Consider the following 15,416-nt stretch of genomic DNA (forward strand, 5'->3'; position numbering starts at 1 on the left):
AGGTCATAGTATTAGTTGGTTTAGAACTACTAAGAAGGACCGAACAATTAAGAGAGAATAGCCCTTGGCATTCAGTGAGTCATGATGAACACAGAAAACGTAGTACCTCACTTGAGGAAGGAAGCGGTGAATCCCGTGGGGGACCTCTTGGAGGGTGGAGTGACCACTGGCATAAAGAGAACAGCTATTCACGGAAGGAGAATAACGATGCTTTTGAATCAAATCCTGTCACGGGAGAACATGCTTCAAGCACTAAAACGTGTAGAACAGAATAAAGGAAGCCACGGAGTAGATATGATGCCCGTACAAAACCTACGACAGCACATAGTCGAAAACTGGCTATCTATTAAGGAGGCAATTCTCAAGGGAACTTATGAACCAATGCCAGTCCGCAGAGTCGAAATCCCGAAACCTGACGGCGGTGTTCGTTTACTAGGAATCCCTACCGTAACAGACCGTTTGATTCAACAAGCAATCGCCCAAGTACTTTCAAAAGTGTATGACCCTACATTCTCTGAAAACAGCTACGGATTTAGACCAAACCGAAGTGCCCATGATGCGGTGAGGAAAGCGAAAGAATATATAAGAGATGGACATCGATGGGTTGTAGATATGGACTTGGAGAAATTCTTTGATAAGGTCAACCATGACAGATTAATGGGTACACTCGCGAAGAGAATCCAAGATAAACCATTACTGAAATTGATTCGTAAGTATTTACAATCGGGAGTCATGATTAATGGTGTGGTGTCAAGCACATTAGAAGGAACTCCACAAGGAGGACCATTAAGTCCGCTACTATCTAACATTGTACTAGATGAACTAGATAAAGAATTGGAAAGAAGAGGACACAAATTCGTTCGATATGCGGATGACTGTAACATTTACGTGAAAAGTAAACGAGCAGGACTTCGCACAATGGCAAGTATCCAGCGATTTATTGAAGGAAAACTACGACTGAAAGTAAATGAAAAGAAATCAGCGGTCGACCGTCCATGGAAACGTAAGTTTCTAGGATTTGGCAAGTATCCAGCGATTTATTGAAGGAAAACTACGACTGAAAGTAAATGAAAAGAAATCAGCGGTCGACCGTCCATGGAAACGTAAGTTTCTAGGATTTAGCTTTACCTATCATAAAGAGCCAAAGGTTCGTATCGCAAAAGAAAGCCTTAAACGAATGAAGAATAAAGTTCGTGAAATCACATCACGCAAGATGCCCTACCCGATGGAATACCGCATTCAGAAACTGAATCAATATCTAATGGGATGGTGTGGATATTTTGCGTTAGCAGACACCAAATCTATATTCCTTGAATTAGATAAATGGATTCGTAGAAGACTTCGAATGTGCCTATGGAAGAACTGGAAGAAACCGAAAACAAAGATACGCAACCTTATTCAACTTGGCGTACCACAATGGCAAGCGTATGAATGGGGAAATACTCGGAAGAGTTATTGGCGTATTTCAAATAGTCCAATATTACACAGAACCCTTGGTAACTCCTATTGGAGAAACCAAGGGCTGAAAAGTCTTGAAGCTCGTTATGAAAACTTGCGTCAATGATCTTAATTGAACCGCCGTATACGGAACCGTACGTACGGTGGTGTGAGAGGACGGGAGTTAATCGCTCCCTCCTACTCGATTTTACTTCATCGTTTAAAAGATTCTCATGATAAAAAAGGGCTATCCAGAAAGTGTTCGACTTTCTGAACAGCCTTACTTCTTATAGTAATATTCTCTTAAAAACTTTCCCTGCGGTGGTTACAAAACGCACATTCTCGACGCAAAGGGGGCGTCTTGAAATGACTTTTCAGACGCCCCCTTGGAAAGATTCTATTATTATCAAATAATGGTGAACGACTGCTAGAATGAATAGGACGATTGCTTGAGCCTCCAGAAGGTAACAGCATTGTTGGAAATGCGTTCAATTTTTTGCTGAAGCATTCGTTTTTTCAATTCTCTCTCTGCATCATTCATGGATATTGAATAAATGCTTGCCACCTCATAGGTTGTTAAACATTGAAAACGTTGGAATAGTTCTTCAAAAGTTGGCAACGGTTTGCTTACAATTTCTTCATCCAACATTTCTTGCAAGATTTGTACATAAATTTCATAGGAATACATTCCACTGACTTTTAATCCTTCATCTTCAATGCATTCATTAAAGAACACAATGCTTGGAACTTCATCAATTTCCATTTCTCTTGTAATGTAGAGATCGCATTGAAAGGCGCGCACCGCTTCTTTAGAACCGAAATCTTTAATAAATTCTTCTTGGTCTAACTTTGCTTCCTTTGCAATTTCAATTAAAGCGGTATAGGAATGAACATTTTTTGTTTCCAGTAATGCATGTTCCTGAAGCTTGCGAATGTATCGATAGGCAGCTTTTTTTCCTTGCAATTCAGCTGCTTTGATGGCAAGTGAGGGTAAGGCAGGATGAGTAATATCCACATCAGCACCTGTCAAGCACCCTTTAATGCGCCGAGTCACACAATTTAAAGTTGTTAATTGTGTGCTTAGTACATATCTCCAAGTGAAATAATGTTCATATTCCAATTGAAGCTTTTTTAACATCGACTGCAATTTGAAGGCATTTGGACAAAGCGGGTCAATAAAAATGTATAATTCAATTGGTTTTGTCGTTTTCTCGGATGCTACAGGTTCTGACAAAAGCTGGATATTATTCAATCGAATCCCCCCTCATCCTCGTTCGGAGAATTAATCATATGATGCGCTGTTAACACAAGACGTTTAAAATATTGTTCACGAAATGGTCCTTCCAGTCCAACTTCATCCATCGCTTCACTCATGCATTCCAACCAAGCCTGCGCATGATCGGGCGTAATTTTAAACCGCATATGCCTTGCTTTCATCATCGGATGACCATGTTCCTGCGTATATAAATTCGGTCCGCCTAGATATTGTGTTTGAAATTGAATTTGTTTGCGGATCGTTTCTGTTAAATCCTCAGGAAATAAAGGGCGGAGTAATGGATGTTTGTCAACCCGTTTATAAAAAGCGTGAATCAGTTCTTTTAACTTTTCAGCACCAATTTCCTCATAAGGAATCTTGTATTTTTGATTCATCGGTGTAAACTCCTTTATCCACTTTTCCGCATATGCGAAATTGTGAGCGAAATATGAAGACCTTTCTTTGATATTAAACATTCTAACAACGACAAGGCATTTTCTCAAACAAATCGCTTAAAGCAAGTAATGATAAATTAGGAGAAATCTAAAAAATAAATCAAGTTACTAAGTTTCTATAGTAATTGAGAACTTTCTTTACATAGTTTTGAGTTTCTTTAAATGGTGGAATGCCTCCATATTTTTTTACATTTCCTGGACCTGCATTATAAGCAGCTAAAGCCAATTCCACATCATCGTTAAATTGATCAAGCATTTGGCGCAAATATTTTGTCCCGCCCATAATATTTTGTTCAGGGTCTGTTAAATTGGTAACTCCTAAATATTTCGCGGTGCCAGGCATAAGCTGCATCAGCCCTGTAGCCCCAGCAGAACTTACCGCATTTGGGTTGAAATTGGACTCCTGTTTAATCACAGCAAGAATCAATTTTTCCGGAACGCCATATTTGGCAGAAGCTTTTTTTACAATATCAAGATAGTTGCTATTCGTTGAAATGGTTCCGGCGGTTTCAGCTGTGGATGAATCATTGTTAAAAAGTTTTTCGTAGGCTTTTGTTATGTAATGATTTGGATTTGATAATAAATAATTGGATAAGTAATTTTTTACGTCATCATCTAATCCGTTTGTTGTTGAAAAGTCGTCAATCGCTTCTAAAATGGCTTCTTTCGAATTGCCGCTTATTTCCGATTGGGACAAAATGTCGGTCAAAATTTCTGCAAATAAACTGTCTCCGCTTGATGAATTGACGGAAGAGCTGTCAAGAGAACGCAGCGCATCAATTTCTAAGATGGTTTTCATAATTGCAGCTTCCATTCACTGTTCCCCCTTTCTCTCTTGGAAAGCTTTCATAAAGCGTGCGATTTTTTTATCAGCCGTTTGGATGTTAATGTTTCGTTCTTTTAAGAAGGATAAAAATTGTTCTCTCCCTAGAGAGGAATCTTTTGTTTCATATTCTACCTCATAATCGTCGCAGTGCAAATAGAAGGAGTGATCAAATACAAGAATTCCATCTTGATATGGAACCTCCACCCGATCAGTCGTTAAGGTTCCAAAGAGTCTTAATTCTTCGATTGGCACCTGTAATTGGATAAGCCGCTCCTTGACGGAAGGGGCTGCAAAACCTTTTCCTGCAAGCATTTCATCCCTTTGTTGTTCCGTTAAAACATCCGTTGTTTCCAGGTGGATGTGTTCATCCCTTTGCTCCTTTAAAGTGCATACAATTTTTTGATTTTGTTGCCGTATGCGAAGAGCGCTTGATAATTTTTTTAAGTGCCATTCTTTTGTATCAAAATAATGGTTCACTTGCCTGTGGATTTGGTGGGGTTCAATATTGAATTCTTCCAATAATTGTTCATATTGTTTCTTCGTTAAAACATTTTTAAATTCAATTTCGTATTCTTGGCTCATTCGATTGTTCCTTTCATTATTGGATTTTCGAAAGCTTTTTATCGAAAAAAGTTGTTGCTATGTTAAAATATGAGAAGAAATAGTTGGAAAGGATTGTTATCAATGCGCAATGTATTTATAATCGATGATTTTCGTTTTGAAGATGGCGATCTTTATTTTAGTTTAAACGAAAGTCATGGGGAAATACAAATTCAGCCAGCTGGACAAGTGTTGACAGATTCCGATTCTATTGCATTTATCTACGTGGTGGATGAAGGCAATGAATATGGCTATTTGCAATTTCCAAAAAAAGTTTGGAGCGCCCTTGTAATGATTTTAAAAACAAAAAAGGATCCTTTATTAAGATTCAATAATGGTGAATCCATTTTATTACATAATTTCGCAAATGAATTAGAAATGCTCGTTTTTAACATTCAAGGAAACGGCAATTACGGAGAAGCCTTTGTGCAAGCTGTAGAAGAAACTTTCAAAGAAATATTGGAGCAATAAATCGTTTTGGATTGAGCATTGGGGGGGATCTTAAATGGGGCAATGGGAACGTTTTTTAGAGCCTTATAAACAAGCAGTAGACGAGTTAAAAGTAAAATTGCGCGGAATGCGGTCCCAATTTACGACAGAAGGGATGACATCACCCATTGAATTTGTCACTGGCCGGGTAAAACCGTTGGCAAGCATTTACGATAAAAGCGTTGAAAAGGGAATTCCTTTCGAGCCTTCCGATGAATTGGCAAGAGTGCTTCAAGATATCGCAGGCATCCGCATTATGTGCCAGTTTGTTGATGATATAGCCACGGTCGTTAATTTAATTCGCCAGAGGGATGATTTAAAAATCATCGAAGAAAAGGATTATATTACGAATAAAAAACCAAGCGGCTACCGCTCTTATCATATGATTGCTGAATATCCGGTGGAAACGGTAAAAGGCAAAAAAACGGTGCTTGTAGAAATTCAAATTCGTACATTGGCTATGAATTTTTGGGCATCAATCGAACATTCTTTAAATTATAAATATAAGGGCGATTTCCCAGAAGAAATAAAATTGCGTTTGAAACGCGCCGCCGAAGCTGCTTTTCAACTAGATGAAGAAATGTCATCCATCAGACATGAAATTCAGGAAGCCCAAGCTTTTTTTAGCGAAATCAAGGAAGCGCAAAATCCAAAGATCCGAGAGGAAAAGGAGCGTGAATAGTTTGAAGTTTTCCATTCAATCACGCAATGATTCACAGTCAAATGAATTAAAAGAATTGGCAACGAATTATCTGCAAGATTTTGGCTTAATTTTGGATGAAAATGAACCGGATATTGTAATATCCATTGGTGGGGATGGCACCCTTTTACATGCTTTCCACAACCATACCAATCGCTTGGATAGAGTGGCGTTTGTAGGGATTCATACAGGACATTTAGGGTTTTATGCCGACTGGAAGCCATCTGAACTGGAAAAGTTAGTGTTATGCATTGCAAAAAATCAATATCGAGTCGTTGAATATCCGCTTTTAGAAGTGACTGTGTGCAATAGCCAATCTGAAATCAGCACATATCTAGCGCTGAATGAAGCAACGATTAAATCGCCAAGTGTGACCCTTGTGATGGATGTTTATTTAAACGATCGCCATTTTGAGCGTTTCCGCGGCGACGGTTTATGCATTTCCACTCCATCGGGAAGCACCGCTTATAATAAAGCGCTGGGCGGTGCCATCATCCATCCAACTTTGCATGCAATTCAATTGACGGAAATGGCATCCATCAACAACCGGGTATTCCGTACAATCGGCTCCCCTCTCGTCTTACCTGCTCATCACACATGCAAACTGAAGCCGGTCAAACATCAAATGTTTACGATGACTGTTGACCATCTCCAATTAGATCATACGGAATTGGATCATGTCGTTTTTAAAGTGGCGAAAGAGAAAGTGCGATTTGCCAGATTCCGTCCGTTTCCGTTCTGGGAAAGGGTTCATGATTCCTTCATTGCGAGCGAGTGATGCAGATGACGTTTAAATTGCAATTTCAAGCTATGGAAGACGGAGAGTTGCTAAGAGAGGCGATTTATAAGCAGGAAATTTCCAGCAGAGCGTTAACAGACATTAAATATCGCGGCGGAAAGATTTTAGTCAATGGCGAAGAAAAAAATGTGCGGCACATCCTTTCAAAAGGAGATGAAATAACGATCATTTTTCCAGAAGAACAGGCGAGCGAACATCTTCAGCCGGAGCATGGAGAAATGAACATCGTTTATGAAGATGAGGCCTTGTTAATCATCGATAAACCGCCGTTTATGAATACTATTCCATCACGGGAACATCCGACAGGTAGCATTGCTAATTTTGTGTACGGTTATTTCAAAGAACGAGGGATTGATTCCACCATTCATGTCGTTACAAGATTAGATCGGGATACTTCCGGCCTTGTATGCATCGCCAAACACCGGCATATTCACCATCTAATGAGTTTACAGCTCGAACAAGGGCTGGTGAAAAAGGAATATGAAGCGATTGTACATGGGCATATCTCAACGGATGTTTCCATCATACTTCCTATTGCCCGCAAAAGTTCTAGCATCATTGAAAGGGAAGTAAGAGAAGATGGCCAGTTTGCTCACACGGAAGTGAAAGTGTTAAAACATTTCCTTTATCAAAAAGAGCCGCTCTCCCATGTTCGGATAAAATTGCATACAGGGAGAACCCATCAAATCCGAGTTCATATGTCCCATATCGGGCACCCGCTTATCGGCGATGATCTTTATGGAGGAAGTAAAGAATTGTACGATCGTCAAGCCCTCCATTGTGTCCGTTTGGAATTTTTCCATCCGTTCACTAGAGAAAAAATTATTTTTACAAGTGAAATAGTTGAATCAATGAAAAAAATAATCCATAATTAGATGTTCGAAGTTTTCGAGCATCTTTTAATTTTTTATAAAAAAAGATTTTCATAAAAAATTCTATTGTCGCAAGGAAAATTGCAACCTATTATTGAATTGAGGCTTGAGAGGAGGGGGACAAAATGATCGAAGAAAAAGATGAAAGACGGGATGTTTCTTTTGATGAAGATCAATTAATCCGATGGTTAATTGATGAAAATATTGATGAATTCCGTAAAGATTTTTTATCCATGCATGCGTATGATCAAGCAAAATTTTATGTAAAGGTTGGACCTGACATACGCAAGATTATGTATCATTTTTTGTCTCCCGAGGAAATGGCGGAAATTTATGAAGCCATTGAACTTGACGACGAAGAAATTGAATATTTTATTAAAGAAATGGATCCGAATTATGCAGCGAAAATGCTGTCTTATATGTATACAGATGACGTAGTGGACGTATTAACTGAGCTGGACGAAGATGATCGGGACAGTTTTCTTGAATTAATGGATGAGGAAATGGCGGAAGAAATTACCGAATTGATGGGGTATGAAAAATATACTGCCGGCTCCCTCATGACAACAGAGTATGTATCCATTCAAGAGAATTCAACGGTGCGTTCAGCCATGAATGTGCTTCGTCGAGAGGCGCCTAATGCGGAAACGATTTATTATGTTTTTGTAGTCGATGAAAACCATCGTTTAACAGGTGTCATCTCTTTAAGAGATCTGATTGTTGCCGAAGAAGATACATTAATTCGCGATATTATGAACGAAAGGGTCGTATATGCAAAGGTAACAGATGACCAAGAAAAAATCGCCCAAATTTTTAAAGACTATAATTTCTTAGCTTTTCCAGTCGTGGATGAAGACCTTGTATTGCAAGGGATTATTACAGTTGATGATATCATCGATGTTATGGATGAAGAAGCAAGCGACGACTATTCCAAATTGGCAGGGATTTCTGATATTGACGATATTGATGCTGGGCCATTTAAAGCGGCTAAGCAGCGTCTGCCTTGGCTTGTGATGTTGTTATTTTTGGGAATGATTACAGCATCACTGATGGGACAGTTTGAAGCGACGTTAGAAAAGGTTGCATTGCTTGCATTATTTATTCCTCTTATTTCTGGAACGAGCGGAAATAGCGGCACACAAGCCTTGGCGGTTGTTGTCCGAGGGATTGCAACGGGGGAAATTGATGAAAAAAGCAAATTGAAAATGATCTTCCGGGAAATGGGCACTGGTTTGATTACAGGCATTGCTTGTGGATTAATAGTGGTATTGGTTGTATTTTTATGGAAACATTCCCTTATGATAGGAATGCTTGTTGGAACTGCAATTTGCTGTTCAATATTTGTTGCAACCATTGCCGGTTCTTTCATCCCGCTTCTCATTCATAAAATAGGCATTGACCCAGCTGTTGCCTCTGGTCCATTTATTACTACATTAAACGACATTACAAGTATTTTAATTTATCTAGGACTAGCAACCATGCTGCTTGGCCAACTTTGAATAAAAAAATCTGCTCTACTTGAAACGTAGGGCAGATTTTTTTCTTAATAAAATAGTGTAGGGGAAGTGGACAAAAGGGATTATTTGAATCCTTTGTTCGCGATGGAAATGGATTCTATTTCATTGGCGTTAATGGTCGTGATTTCTTTTTCTGTACGAATTTGAATCATAATTCCATCTAATCCTTCAATAAAGCCTGTAATTACTTTTCCATTTGTCAAATGAAAAGTTAAATGGCGTTTTTTTCGTTGGGACGGTTGGGAAAAATAATGCAATTGTCTTGCGATCACTGGATTTTTAATGCGTACTGTTCGGGTTATTTCATAAACCGAAGTACTCTCATCAAGACTCTTTTCCGTATCTTCATCCGTCTCAATGTAATAAAAGGGTGGAGTCTGAATAAATAGTAATGGCTCTTCCAATGATGCACATCCTTTTTTTTCATAAAATATGCGAATTCGTTTTTTTCGTGACAGATGTCTAATTTAAAACATGTCAACTAAAAAGTTTGGGTGATGAGCCAAATAAAGCAAAAAGAAGGAGCGGGTTGCCCCTTCTAATTATTTTTTCTTATGATGAATGTTCAAATTTACATCCGCAACGCATTGAATTCCTGTAAAGCGGGACAAATCAACTGTTACGCATGTATCTGTTTTCTTGAAGTGGTAGAAGTCCATCATACCGCTTGCATCAAGTTCTCCGTCAACTACAGAAAGCGGCTCATATGCTTCGCTTGTTGGAGCAATGGCTCGGAGCGTTGCACAGCAATCGCCAAACATATCTTCTACTCTGAAGAATGGCGTTTTGTACCATCCATACTCCTTATCAAAGAACATCACTTTAAATGGAGAACCGTCTTCTGTTAGTAACATGAATACTCTAGTATCTGCATGATTGTTGCATTTTTTGTTGTTGATTCCTCCAAGCGGCTCTAAGAAGCAGCTAGTTCCGCAAGTATCATCGTCATCATCCACAATATGATTTTGAAGTTCTAAAATTGTCTCTACCACTTCGCAAATGCATCCTTCATGACGACGACCAAAAGATGAACTCTCAAAATGTTTTCTTCCGCAACCCATTATCAATTCACCTCGCTTATTTTTGTTCAATCTACAATATGAAAAAGTGAGAATGACAATCGGGCGAAAGTCTATAGGCGGATACGTTAGGCAGTTTTTCATGAATAGTTTTTTTTATGAAAACGCATAATGATATTAAAAAGGGGGATGTAATTTGAAAAAATTGGCACTTCCCATATTGCTGTTGTTTTTTTTAATGGGATGCAACGATGAAAAAACGCTTGAAGTGAATGCAACGAGCGGGCAAGAAGCGGAAGAAGTAACGACTATACTTGAAAATGAAAAAGAGATTTACAGCGGAAGGGCCATCTTTGTAGAAGATCAATTATTGGTTGCAGTGCAGGCAAAACCATGGCTCGATTATAAAAAATCAAAAATTGAAAAAACTTTAAAAAAGAAGCTGGAAGAATATTTTCCTGAATACGACATCACAGTTTCCTCGGATTACAAACTTTATTGGGAAGCCAAAAAACTTTTGGATGAAGAAAACAGTGAAAAAGTAAAGGAGAAAGTGGAAAAACTAAAAAAACTGAAGAAGGAGGAAACGTAATGAATCAGGAACAATTTGAACAAATTGAACAAGAGATTACTCCCAGCACCCCCTATGTAAAGAATGTGTTAAAGGCATTTTTTGTCGGCGGCCTTATTTGTACAATTGGACATGCTATAACGTATTTTTACATCATTTATTTTGATTTTACGGAAAAAACGGTAGGAAACCCAAGCGTTGCGACGATGATTTTTCTTTCCATGCTGCTAACAGGTTTTGGATTGTACCAAAAGCTCGGCCAATTTGCAGGAGCGGGAAGTGCAGTGCCGGTTTCAGGTTTTGGTAATGCGGTGATTTCCTCAGCCATTGAACATCGAACAGAAGGACTTGTGCTTGGAGTGGGAGGCAATATGTTTAAATTAGCAGGTTCCGTCATTTTATTTGGCGTTGCTTCGGCTTTTGTCGTTGCTTTAATTAAACTAATTCTTGTTACGATGGGTGTTAGCGAATGGTAATTATATTCCAAAGAAAACCTTCCATTATTACAAGCGCAGCTGTTGCAGGGCCGCTGGAAAGAAAGAGCGTTTTTTATTCCTATTTTGATTCAGTCGTAGAGGATGAACGATGGAATCAGGCGACGAATGAACAAGGAAATGTCAAAATGATTCAAGAAGCCTGCCAAATTATTTTGAAAAAAGCGGACTTAAATCGTTTGGATATCGATTTCTTTTTAGCAGGCGATTTAATCAATCAAATGACGCCAACGAATTTTGCAGCGAAGGAAATTGCTGCGTCATTTATTGGATTGTTCTCCGCCTGTGCAACATCCGTCTCCTCCGTCATCATTGCATGTCTATTGACTGAATTAGAAGCGTCCAAATATGCCATTGCAGGAGCGTCCAGTCAACACAATTCAACAGAAAGGCAATTTCGATATCCAATTTATTACGGGGCTCAAAAACCTGCCACCGCTCAATGGACAGTGACGGCAGCGGGATTTGCCTTGATTGGGAAACATCATCCTAAGTCTCCTTCTGTCGTCGCTGCGACTGTAGGAAAAGTGATTGACTATGGCCAAAAAAACCCGTTCCATATGGGATCTGCAATGGCGCCTGCTGCATTTGACACGATTAAAAGACATTTGGAGAAGCGGAATCAAAAGATTCAAGATTACGACATGATTATGACAGGCGACCTAGGAAAAATCGGATTGCAAATATTGAAAAGAATGTTTCAAGAAACAGGGGCAAGTGAAGCAGATTGTCAAATTTTTCGCGATGCAGGGGCAGAGTTTTATGGGGAAAATCCATCCTTTTTAGCTGGGGCAAGCGGTGCAGGTTGTTCCGCATCTGTCTATTTCAGCTATGTGCTTCAGCAATTAAAAGGTGGACGATTTAAACGGGTGCTGCTTGTTGCAACCGGCTCCCTTCATTCCCCATTGACGTTTCAGCAAGGTGAGACCATTCCTTGCACTGCCCATGCCATTGAAGTGACGATGGAGTGAGAAACAATGATATTGATGGACTTTCTTCTTGCATTTATTGTCGGTGGGATTATTTGCGCAATTGGACAAATCTTAATGGATGTAGGGAAAATGACGCCTGGCAAAACTTTGTCCATTCTTGTCGTTGCAGGTTCCATTATTTCAGGATTAGGCTGGTATCAGCCATTAATTGACTTAGCAGGCGCCGGTGCAACGATTCCTATTACTTCTTTTGGACATTCACTGACACAGGGAGCGATCGCTGAAGCTGAGAAGCATGGTTGGGTGGGCGTTTTGACCGGCATGTTTGAAGTGACGAGTTCTGGAATCAGTTCTGCCATTGTTTTTGGTTTTTTAGCTGCATTACTTTTTAAGCCAAAAGGAAAAGTGAATTAGACGAATACCCCTCCTCGCAGTTGCAGTGGTGCATACACTACAACTGTATAGAAAGGAGGGGATTTTTTATGTGGGAAAAATGCGGATGCCAACCTCAGTTTAGCCAAGTGAGCCCTATGCCAATGAACCCTATGCCAATGAACCCTGCAGACCTTTGCGGACCATCTTATGTAAGTCCTGCATATTATAAAGGAAAATGCAAATACAACGGTGATCTCTTTGTATTAATCGTTGTATTATTCATCTTATTAATTATCGTGGGCAGCTGTAGCAAGTGGTAAGGAGGGGAGTCATGAACCATTTTTTTAAACAAATCGAAAGAAAAACAGGCGTAAGTATGGAAGAAATTTTTGCATTAGCCAATGCAATACAGCATGCCGATTTTACAAATGAAAAACAAGTGCGCAAAATCGTGCGCCGGGTAAGTCAAGTTGCAAATAAACCAATTACGAAAGAATTGGAAGATCGAATTGTTCAATCCATTCTTCAAAATGGGGAAAACATTGATTTAAACAGTATTCAAAGAATGTTGGGCTAAAAACCAGGGCTGTCTTTCAAAGGAAGACAGCCCTAAATTATTTCCACGATTATAATGCTCCTGTTAATTTATAAGTTTCATATGTTGTCCAAGAACCATCTTCCAATTGATAAATCAAGTGAATGCGGTCAATTTCTTCTTTTTCATTGATGCCAATCATTCTTAGTTGCGGATAAATATCGTCATGTTCCGTTTCAGTCAAATCTCGTCCAATAGTAATATGAGGGATAAACACGTGTTTTGGTTTTCCAATGTCGATTTCATGATATAAATCATTGTGTATGTTTTGCAATTGTTCAGTCAGTTCAATTTTAAAATAGATGACGTTTGTTGTTGGGAAAAATGAACTGATTTTCGAAGCATGAATTTTAAGCGGTCCATATTTTTCTGCGATGGATTTGATTTTATTTGAAATGTCAGCTAGCTGTGATTCATCCGCTTCGAAAGCTTCTTTTAAGGTTATATATGGAGTTATTTTTGCATAGTGGGAATCATAGCGCTTTCGATACGTATTCGCCAAATCCTGCAGCTTTTTTGATGGGAATGCCACTACACTTAATTTCATCCGTCTTCCTCCCTGAAACGCAAATTTTTCTTAAGTATAACAAATTGTGCTCGAACTATGCACGAATTTTTAGATGCTGAAAGTTTTAGAAAGGGCTCTTTTTAAATCAGATTTCCAAGATTTCCAATTATGATTGCCGTCTATTTCTTCATAAAACATATGTTGATAATTTTTTGCTACGAGTAATTCATGCAATTTGCGATTCGGAGTCAGAAAATCTTTTATTTCTTTATAAAATGTAATCGCTTTCAATTCCTGCTCTCCAACAGTTTGATAAATCATCAAAGATTCACGGGTTTCAGTTTCTTCTACAATTTTTAGTACATGTTCATCCACATAAGGGGATTGTAAAATGACTTTGCCAAAAATATTCGGATATTTTAAAGCAGCAAGCAAGGAAACCGTTGCAGCCATGGAATCGCCGATTAACCCGCGGCATGAACTGAGTTCTATTGTTGAATATTCACTGTCGATAAATGGGACAAGTTCATGGGCTAAAAATTTTAAATAAGTTTCATGTTTCTCCCCTGTCGGCAAGTATTTTTTTTTGCGATCAAGCGCATCTTTGTAAGGAATACCTACAATAATCAAGTTTTCGATTTCATAATTATCAAGTAATTCATCTGCCACATGAGAAATTCCACCTAATTGGAAATAATCCTTTCCATCTGATGCGATTAAAGTGTTATATTTATTAAGCGGGGTATAATTTGCTGGAATGTAAACAAATAATTCCAAATTCTCTTCTAGGGAGGTACTGTAAAATGTAATTTTTTGAATTGTTCCTTTTTCCACCTGAATTTCCTCCTCTAAATCACTATTCATAATTGTATCATAACAAGAAAATATTATGTATTATGAAATAAACGAATATTTTTACGATGAAAATAGAAAAAAATTAGACAAAGTGAGGAATCAGCAAATGCAAGGAAAAAAACGTGTACACTCAAATGATGTGACGAAAGCAGCTAAAGAAGCATTGGCAAGAAGAGGAGTAAAAATTGAAGATATTGCTGAAATCGTTTATGAAATGCAATCACCATATAATCATGACTTGACGTTGGAGCATTGCATTCAATCCGTTGAGCGCGTCATTATGAAGAGGGAAGTTCAGCACGCGGTTTTAGTTGGGGTGGAATTGGACGAATTAGCAGAGAAAAAGATGCTTTCTCAGCCGCTGCAATCCTTAGTTGAAAATGATGAGGGATTATTTGGCGTTGATGAAACCATTGCTTTAGGTTCAGTATTAACATATGGAAGCATTGCCTTAACAACCTATGGCCATTTAGATAAAAATAAAATCGGCATAATAAAAAAATTGGATACAAAATCGGGCAAAGGCGTCCATACCTTTTTAGATGATTTAGTAGCAGGCATTGCTGCATGTGCTGCGGGCCGCATCGCCCATAAAATGCGGGACCTAGAGGAAGAAGGAGAAACATTTCGAAATTTACCTCCAAAAGAATTAGGGCCAGAAGGGGAAATGCTGGCGGTTGATGATGAGCCGTAAACATAATAATAAAGGGGGCGTCTGAAAATCATTTCAAGACGCCCCCTTTGCGGCTTTAGCTAGTGTTTCGCCGCAGATAAATTGCGGCTTTAGCTAGAGCTTTTGCCGCAGATAAATTGCGACGAGGAGGCGCGTTTTGTAACCACCGCAGGGAAAGTTTTTAAGAGAATATTACTATAAGAAGTAAGGCTGTTTCCGAAAGTGTTCGACTTTCTGGACAGCCCCTTCTTACCTCTATCTCAAAATTAATTTTCTAATTCTTTTTCTGAATGTTCTTCCTCTTCTTCTAATGGGTGTTTGAAAAATAAAAAGGATTCATCCTCTAATTGATGAATTTTTTCTTCATTGATTCCGATTGCTAATGGTCCTGAAAAAATATCTTCCCACCAGTATTTAGTCGAAATCATATCATTTGCCCCCTCT

21 protein-coding genes and 1 pseudogene are annotated in these 15,416 nt (G+C 38.7%); 13 read left to right on the forward strand and 9 right to left on the reverse strand.

Going from position 1 to position 15,416, the window contains the following annotated elements:
• Window positions 1–207: 207 nt before the first annotated feature.
• Window positions 208–1,564: pseudogene (gene ltrA / locus DKZ56_RS05920) on the forward strand (group II intron reverse transcriptase/maturase).
• A 300-nt stretch (window positions 1,565–1,864) separates the two neighbouring features.
• On the opposite strand, the gene DKZ56_RS05925 reads toward ltrA, so the two are convergent.
• From DKZ56_RS05925 to DKZ56_RS05940, 4 genes are all read right to left on the reverse strand, one after another.
• Window positions 1,865–2,689, reverse strand: a complete 825-nt coding sequence (locus DKZ56_RS05925) for a DsbA family protein (protein WP_208651819.1) — start codon at window positions 2,687–2,689, stop codon at window positions 1,865–1,867.
• A complete protein-coding gene (locus DKZ56_RS05930) occupies window positions 2,686–3,087 on the reverse strand; it encodes a globin domain-containing protein (RefSeq protein ID WP_208651820.1) in 402 nt (133 codons plus the stop codon). Before DKZ56_RS05930 ends, DKZ56_RS05925 begins: the two co-directional genes overlap by 4 nt.
• A 160-nt stretch (window positions 3,088–3,247) precedes the next feature.
• A complete protein-coding gene (locus DKZ56_RS05935) occupies window positions 3,248–3,961 on the reverse strand; it encodes a lytic transglycosylase domain-containing protein (RefSeq protein ID WP_208651821.1) in 714 nt (237 codons plus the stop codon).
• Window positions 3,962–4,555, reverse strand: coding sequence for a CYTH domain-containing protein (locus DKZ56_RS05940; protein WP_208651822.1), 594 nt, complete (start codon window positions 4,553–4,555; stop codon window positions 3,962–3,964).
• A gap of 102 nt (window positions 4,556–4,657) precedes the next feature.
• Here DKZ56_RS05940 and DKZ56_RS05945 point away from each other — a divergent pair, with 102 nt between their 5' ends.
• The 5 genes from DKZ56_RS05945 (at window position 4,658) to mgtE (ending at window position 8,932) form a co-directional block, all read left to right on the forward strand.
• Complete coding sequence (locus tag DKZ56_RS05945; protein WP_208651823.1) at window positions 4,658–5,044, forward strand: UPF0738 family protein; 387 nt, start codon at window positions 4,658–4,660, stop codon at window positions 5,042–5,044.
• A gap of 34 nt (window positions 5,045–5,078) precedes the next feature.
• On the forward strand, window positions 5,079–5,744 hold the full coding sequence (yjbM, locus tag DKZ56_RS05950; protein ID WP_208651824.1) for a GTP diphosphokinase: 666 nt from the start codon (window positions 5,079–5,081) through the stop codon (window positions 5,742–5,744).
• A 1-nt stretch (window position 5,745) separates the two neighbouring features.
• Window positions 5,746–6,540 carry an NAD kinase gene (locus DKZ56_RS05955; protein ID WP_208651825.1) on the forward strand — a complete coding sequence of 265 codons (795 nt, stop codon included), beginning with the start codon at window positions 5,746–5,748 and terminating at the stop codon, window positions 6,538–6,540.
• Window positions 6,540–7,436, forward strand: coding sequence for an RluA family pseudouridine synthase (locus tag DKZ56_RS05960; RefSeq protein ID WP_208651826.1), 897 nt, complete (start codon window positions 6,540–6,542; stop codon window positions 7,434–7,436). The genes DKZ56_RS05955 and DKZ56_RS05960 overlap by 1 nt, the downstream gene beginning before the upstream one ends.
• Before the next feature lie 122 nt (window positions 7,437–7,558).
• Window positions 7,559–8,932 (forward strand): magnesium transporter, encoded by a 1,374-nt coding sequence (gene mgtE / locus DKZ56_RS05965; protein ID WP_208651827.1) that lies wholly within the window; start codon window positions 7,559–7,561, stop codon window positions 8,930–8,932.
• Between the two features lie 80 nt (window positions 8,933–9,012).
• On the opposite strand, the gene DKZ56_RS05970 is transcribed toward mgtE, so the two are convergent.
• Together DKZ56_RS05970 and DKZ56_RS05975 are read right to left on the reverse strand one after the other, a co-directional pair.
• Window positions 9,013–9,354, reverse strand: a complete 342-nt coding sequence (locus DKZ56_RS05970; protein WP_208651828.1) for a 4-diphosphocytidyl-2C-methyl-D-erythritol kinase — start codon at window positions 9,352–9,354, stop codon at window positions 9,013–9,015.
• A 138-nt stretch (window positions 9,355–9,492) separates the two neighbouring features.
• Window positions 9,493–10,011, reverse strand: coding sequence for a CotY/CotZ family spore coat protein (locus DKZ56_RS05975; RefSeq protein WP_208651829.1), 519 nt, complete (start codon window positions 10,009–10,011; stop codon window positions 9,493–9,495).
• 154 nt (window positions 10,012–10,165) lie between these two features.
• On the opposite strand from DKZ56_RS05975, the gene DKZ56_RS05980 reads away from it, so the two are divergent.
• The 6 genes from DKZ56_RS05980 (at window position 10,166) to DKZ56_RS06005 (ending at window position 12,918) form a co-directional block, all read left to right on the forward strand.
• On the forward strand, window positions 10,166–10,561 hold the full coding sequence (locus DKZ56_RS05980; protein ID WP_208651830.1) for a YhcN/YlaJ family sporulation lipoprotein: 396 nt from the start codon (window positions 10,166–10,168) through the stop codon (window positions 10,559–10,561).
• The gene (gene spoVAC, locus DKZ56_RS05985) at window positions 10,561–11,016 is read left to right on the forward strand and encodes a stage V sporulation protein AC (RefSeq protein WP_208651831.1); all 456 of its coding nucleotides are present in this window, start codon (window positions 10,561–10,563) and stop codon (window positions 11,014–11,016) included. Before DKZ56_RS05980 ends, spoVAC begins: the two co-directional genes overlap by 1 nt.
• Window positions 11,010–12,005 carry a stage V sporulation protein AD gene (locus tag DKZ56_RS05990; RefSeq protein WP_208651832.1) on the forward strand — a complete coding sequence of 332 codons (996 nt, stop codon included), beginning with the start codon at window positions 11,010–11,012 and terminating at the stop codon, window positions 12,003–12,005. The genes spoVAC and DKZ56_RS05990 overlap by 7 nt, the downstream gene beginning before the upstream one ends.
• 15 nt (window positions 12,006–12,020) lie before the next feature.
• Entirely contained in the window at window positions 12,021–12,380 is a 360-nt protein-coding gene (spoVAE, locus tag DKZ56_RS05995) for a stage V sporulation protein AE (RefSeq protein ID WP_390261709.1), read from the forward strand.
• A gap of 137 nt (window positions 12,381–12,517) precedes the next feature.
• Entirely contained in the window at window positions 12,518–12,661 is a 144-nt protein-coding gene (locus DKZ56_RS06000; protein ID WP_208652180.1) for a YjcZ family sporulation protein, read from the forward strand.
• Between the two features lie 11 nt (window positions 12,662–12,672).
• Window positions 12,673–12,918, forward strand: coding sequence for a stage VI sporulation protein F (locus DKZ56_RS06005; protein ID WP_208651834.1), 246 nt, complete (start codon window positions 12,673–12,675; stop codon window positions 12,916–12,918).
• Window positions 12,919–12,967: 49 nt separating this feature from the next.
• Here the strand turns inward: DKZ56_RS06005 and DKZ56_RS06010 are convergent, their stop codons facing one another.
• A complete protein-coding gene (locus DKZ56_RS06010) occupies window positions 12,968–13,483 on the reverse strand; it encodes a 2'-5' RNA ligase family protein (protein ID WP_208651835.1) in 516 nt (171 codons plus the stop codon).
• Window positions 13,484–13,552: 69 nt separating this feature from the next.
• The gene (locus DKZ56_RS06015) at window positions 13,553–14,278 is read right to left on the reverse strand and encodes an alpha/beta hydrolase (protein WP_208651836.1); all 726 of its coding nucleotides are present in this window, start codon (window positions 14,276–14,278) and stop codon (window positions 13,553–13,555) included.
• 127 nt (window positions 14,279–14,405) lie between these two features.
• Here DKZ56_RS06015 and DKZ56_RS06020 point away from each other — a divergent pair, with 127 nt between their 5' ends.
• Window positions 14,406–14,993 carry a phosphatidylglycerophosphatase A family protein gene (locus DKZ56_RS06020; protein WP_208651837.1) on the forward strand — a complete coding sequence of 196 codons (588 nt, stop codon included), beginning with the start codon at window positions 14,406–14,408 and terminating at the stop codon, window positions 14,991–14,993.
• A 245-nt stretch (window positions 14,994–15,238) separates the two neighbouring features.
• On the opposite strand, the gene DKZ56_RS06025 is transcribed toward DKZ56_RS06020, so the two are convergent.
• Window positions 15,239–15,400 (reverse strand): hypothetical protein, encoded by a 162-nt coding sequence (locus DKZ56_RS06025; RefSeq protein ID WP_208651838.1) that lies wholly within the window; start codon window positions 15,398–15,400, stop codon window positions 15,239–15,241.
• Window positions 15,401–15,416: the final 16 nt, after the last annotated feature.

It is taken from the genome of Ureibacillus thermophilus (assembly GCF_004331915.1).
Classification (GTDB): Bacteria; Bacillota; Bacilli; order Bacillales_A; family Planococcaceae; genus Ureibacillus; species Ureibacillus thermophilus.

Excerpts from the sequence above, each read along its gene's own strand:
- DKZ56_RS05930 (WP_208651820.1), bottom strand. The coding sequence starts at position 3,087 with ATGAATCAAAAATACAAGATTCCTTATGAGGAAATTGGTGCTGAAAAG.
- DKZ56_RS05935 (WP_208651821.1), bottom strand. The coding sequence starts at position 3,961 with ATGGAAGCTGCAATTATGAAAACCATCTTAGAAATTGATGCGCTGCGT.
- DKZ56_RS05940 (WP_208651822.1), bottom strand. The coding sequence starts at position 4,555 with ATGAGCCAAGAATACGAAATTGAATTTAAAAATGTTTTAACGAAGAAA.
- DKZ56_RS05945 (WP_208651823.1), top strand. The coding sequence starts at position 4,658 with ATGCGCAATGTATTTATAATCGATGATTTTCGTTTTGAAGATGGCGAT.
- yjbM (WP_208651824.1), top strand. The coding sequence starts at position 5,079 with ATGGGGCAATGGGAACGTTTTTTAGAGCCTTATAAACAAGCAGTAGAC.
- DKZ56_RS05960 (WP_208651826.1), top strand. The coding sequence starts at position 6,540 with ATGCAGATGACGTTTAAATTGCAATTTCAAGCTATGGAAGACGGAGAG.
- mgtE (WP_208651827.1), top strand. The coding sequence starts at position 7,559 with ATGATCGAAGAAAAAGATGAAAGACGGGATGTTTCTTTTGATGAAGAT.
- DKZ56_RS05975 (WP_208651829.1), bottom strand. The coding sequence starts at position 10,011 with ATGGGTTGCGGAAGAAAACATTTTGAGAGTTCATCTTTTGGTCGTCGT.
- spoVAC (WP_208651831.1), top strand. The coding sequence starts at position 10,561 with ATGAATCAGGAACAATTTGAACAAATTGAACAAGAGATTACTCCCAGC.
- DKZ56_RS05990 (WP_208651832.1), top strand. The coding sequence starts at position 11,010 with ATGGTAATTATATTCCAAAGAAAACCTTCCATTATTACAAGCGCAGCT.
- spoVAE (WP_390261709.1), top strand. The coding sequence starts at position 12,021 with ATGGACTTTCTTCTTGCATTTATTGTCGGTGGGATTATTTGCGCAATT.
- DKZ56_RS06000 (WP_208652180.1), top strand. The coding sequence starts at position 12,518 with ATGAACCCTGCAGACCTTTGCGGACCATCTTATGTAAGTCCTGCATAT.
- DKZ56_RS06005 (WP_208651834.1), top strand. The coding sequence starts at position 12,673 with ATGAACCATTTTTTTAAACAAATCGAAAGAAAAACAGGCGTAAGTATG.
- DKZ56_RS06010 (WP_208651835.1), bottom strand. The coding sequence starts at position 13,483 with ATGAAATTAAGTGTAGTGGCATTCCCATCAAAAAAGCTGCAGGATTTG.
- DKZ56_RS06020 (WP_208651837.1), top strand. The coding sequence starts at position 14,406 with ATGCAAGGAAAAAAACGTGTACACTCAAATGATGTGACGAAAGCAGCT.
- DKZ56_RS06025 (WP_208651838.1), bottom strand. The coding sequence starts at position 15,400 with ATGATTTCGACTAAATACTGGTGGGAAGATATTTTTTCAGGACCATTA.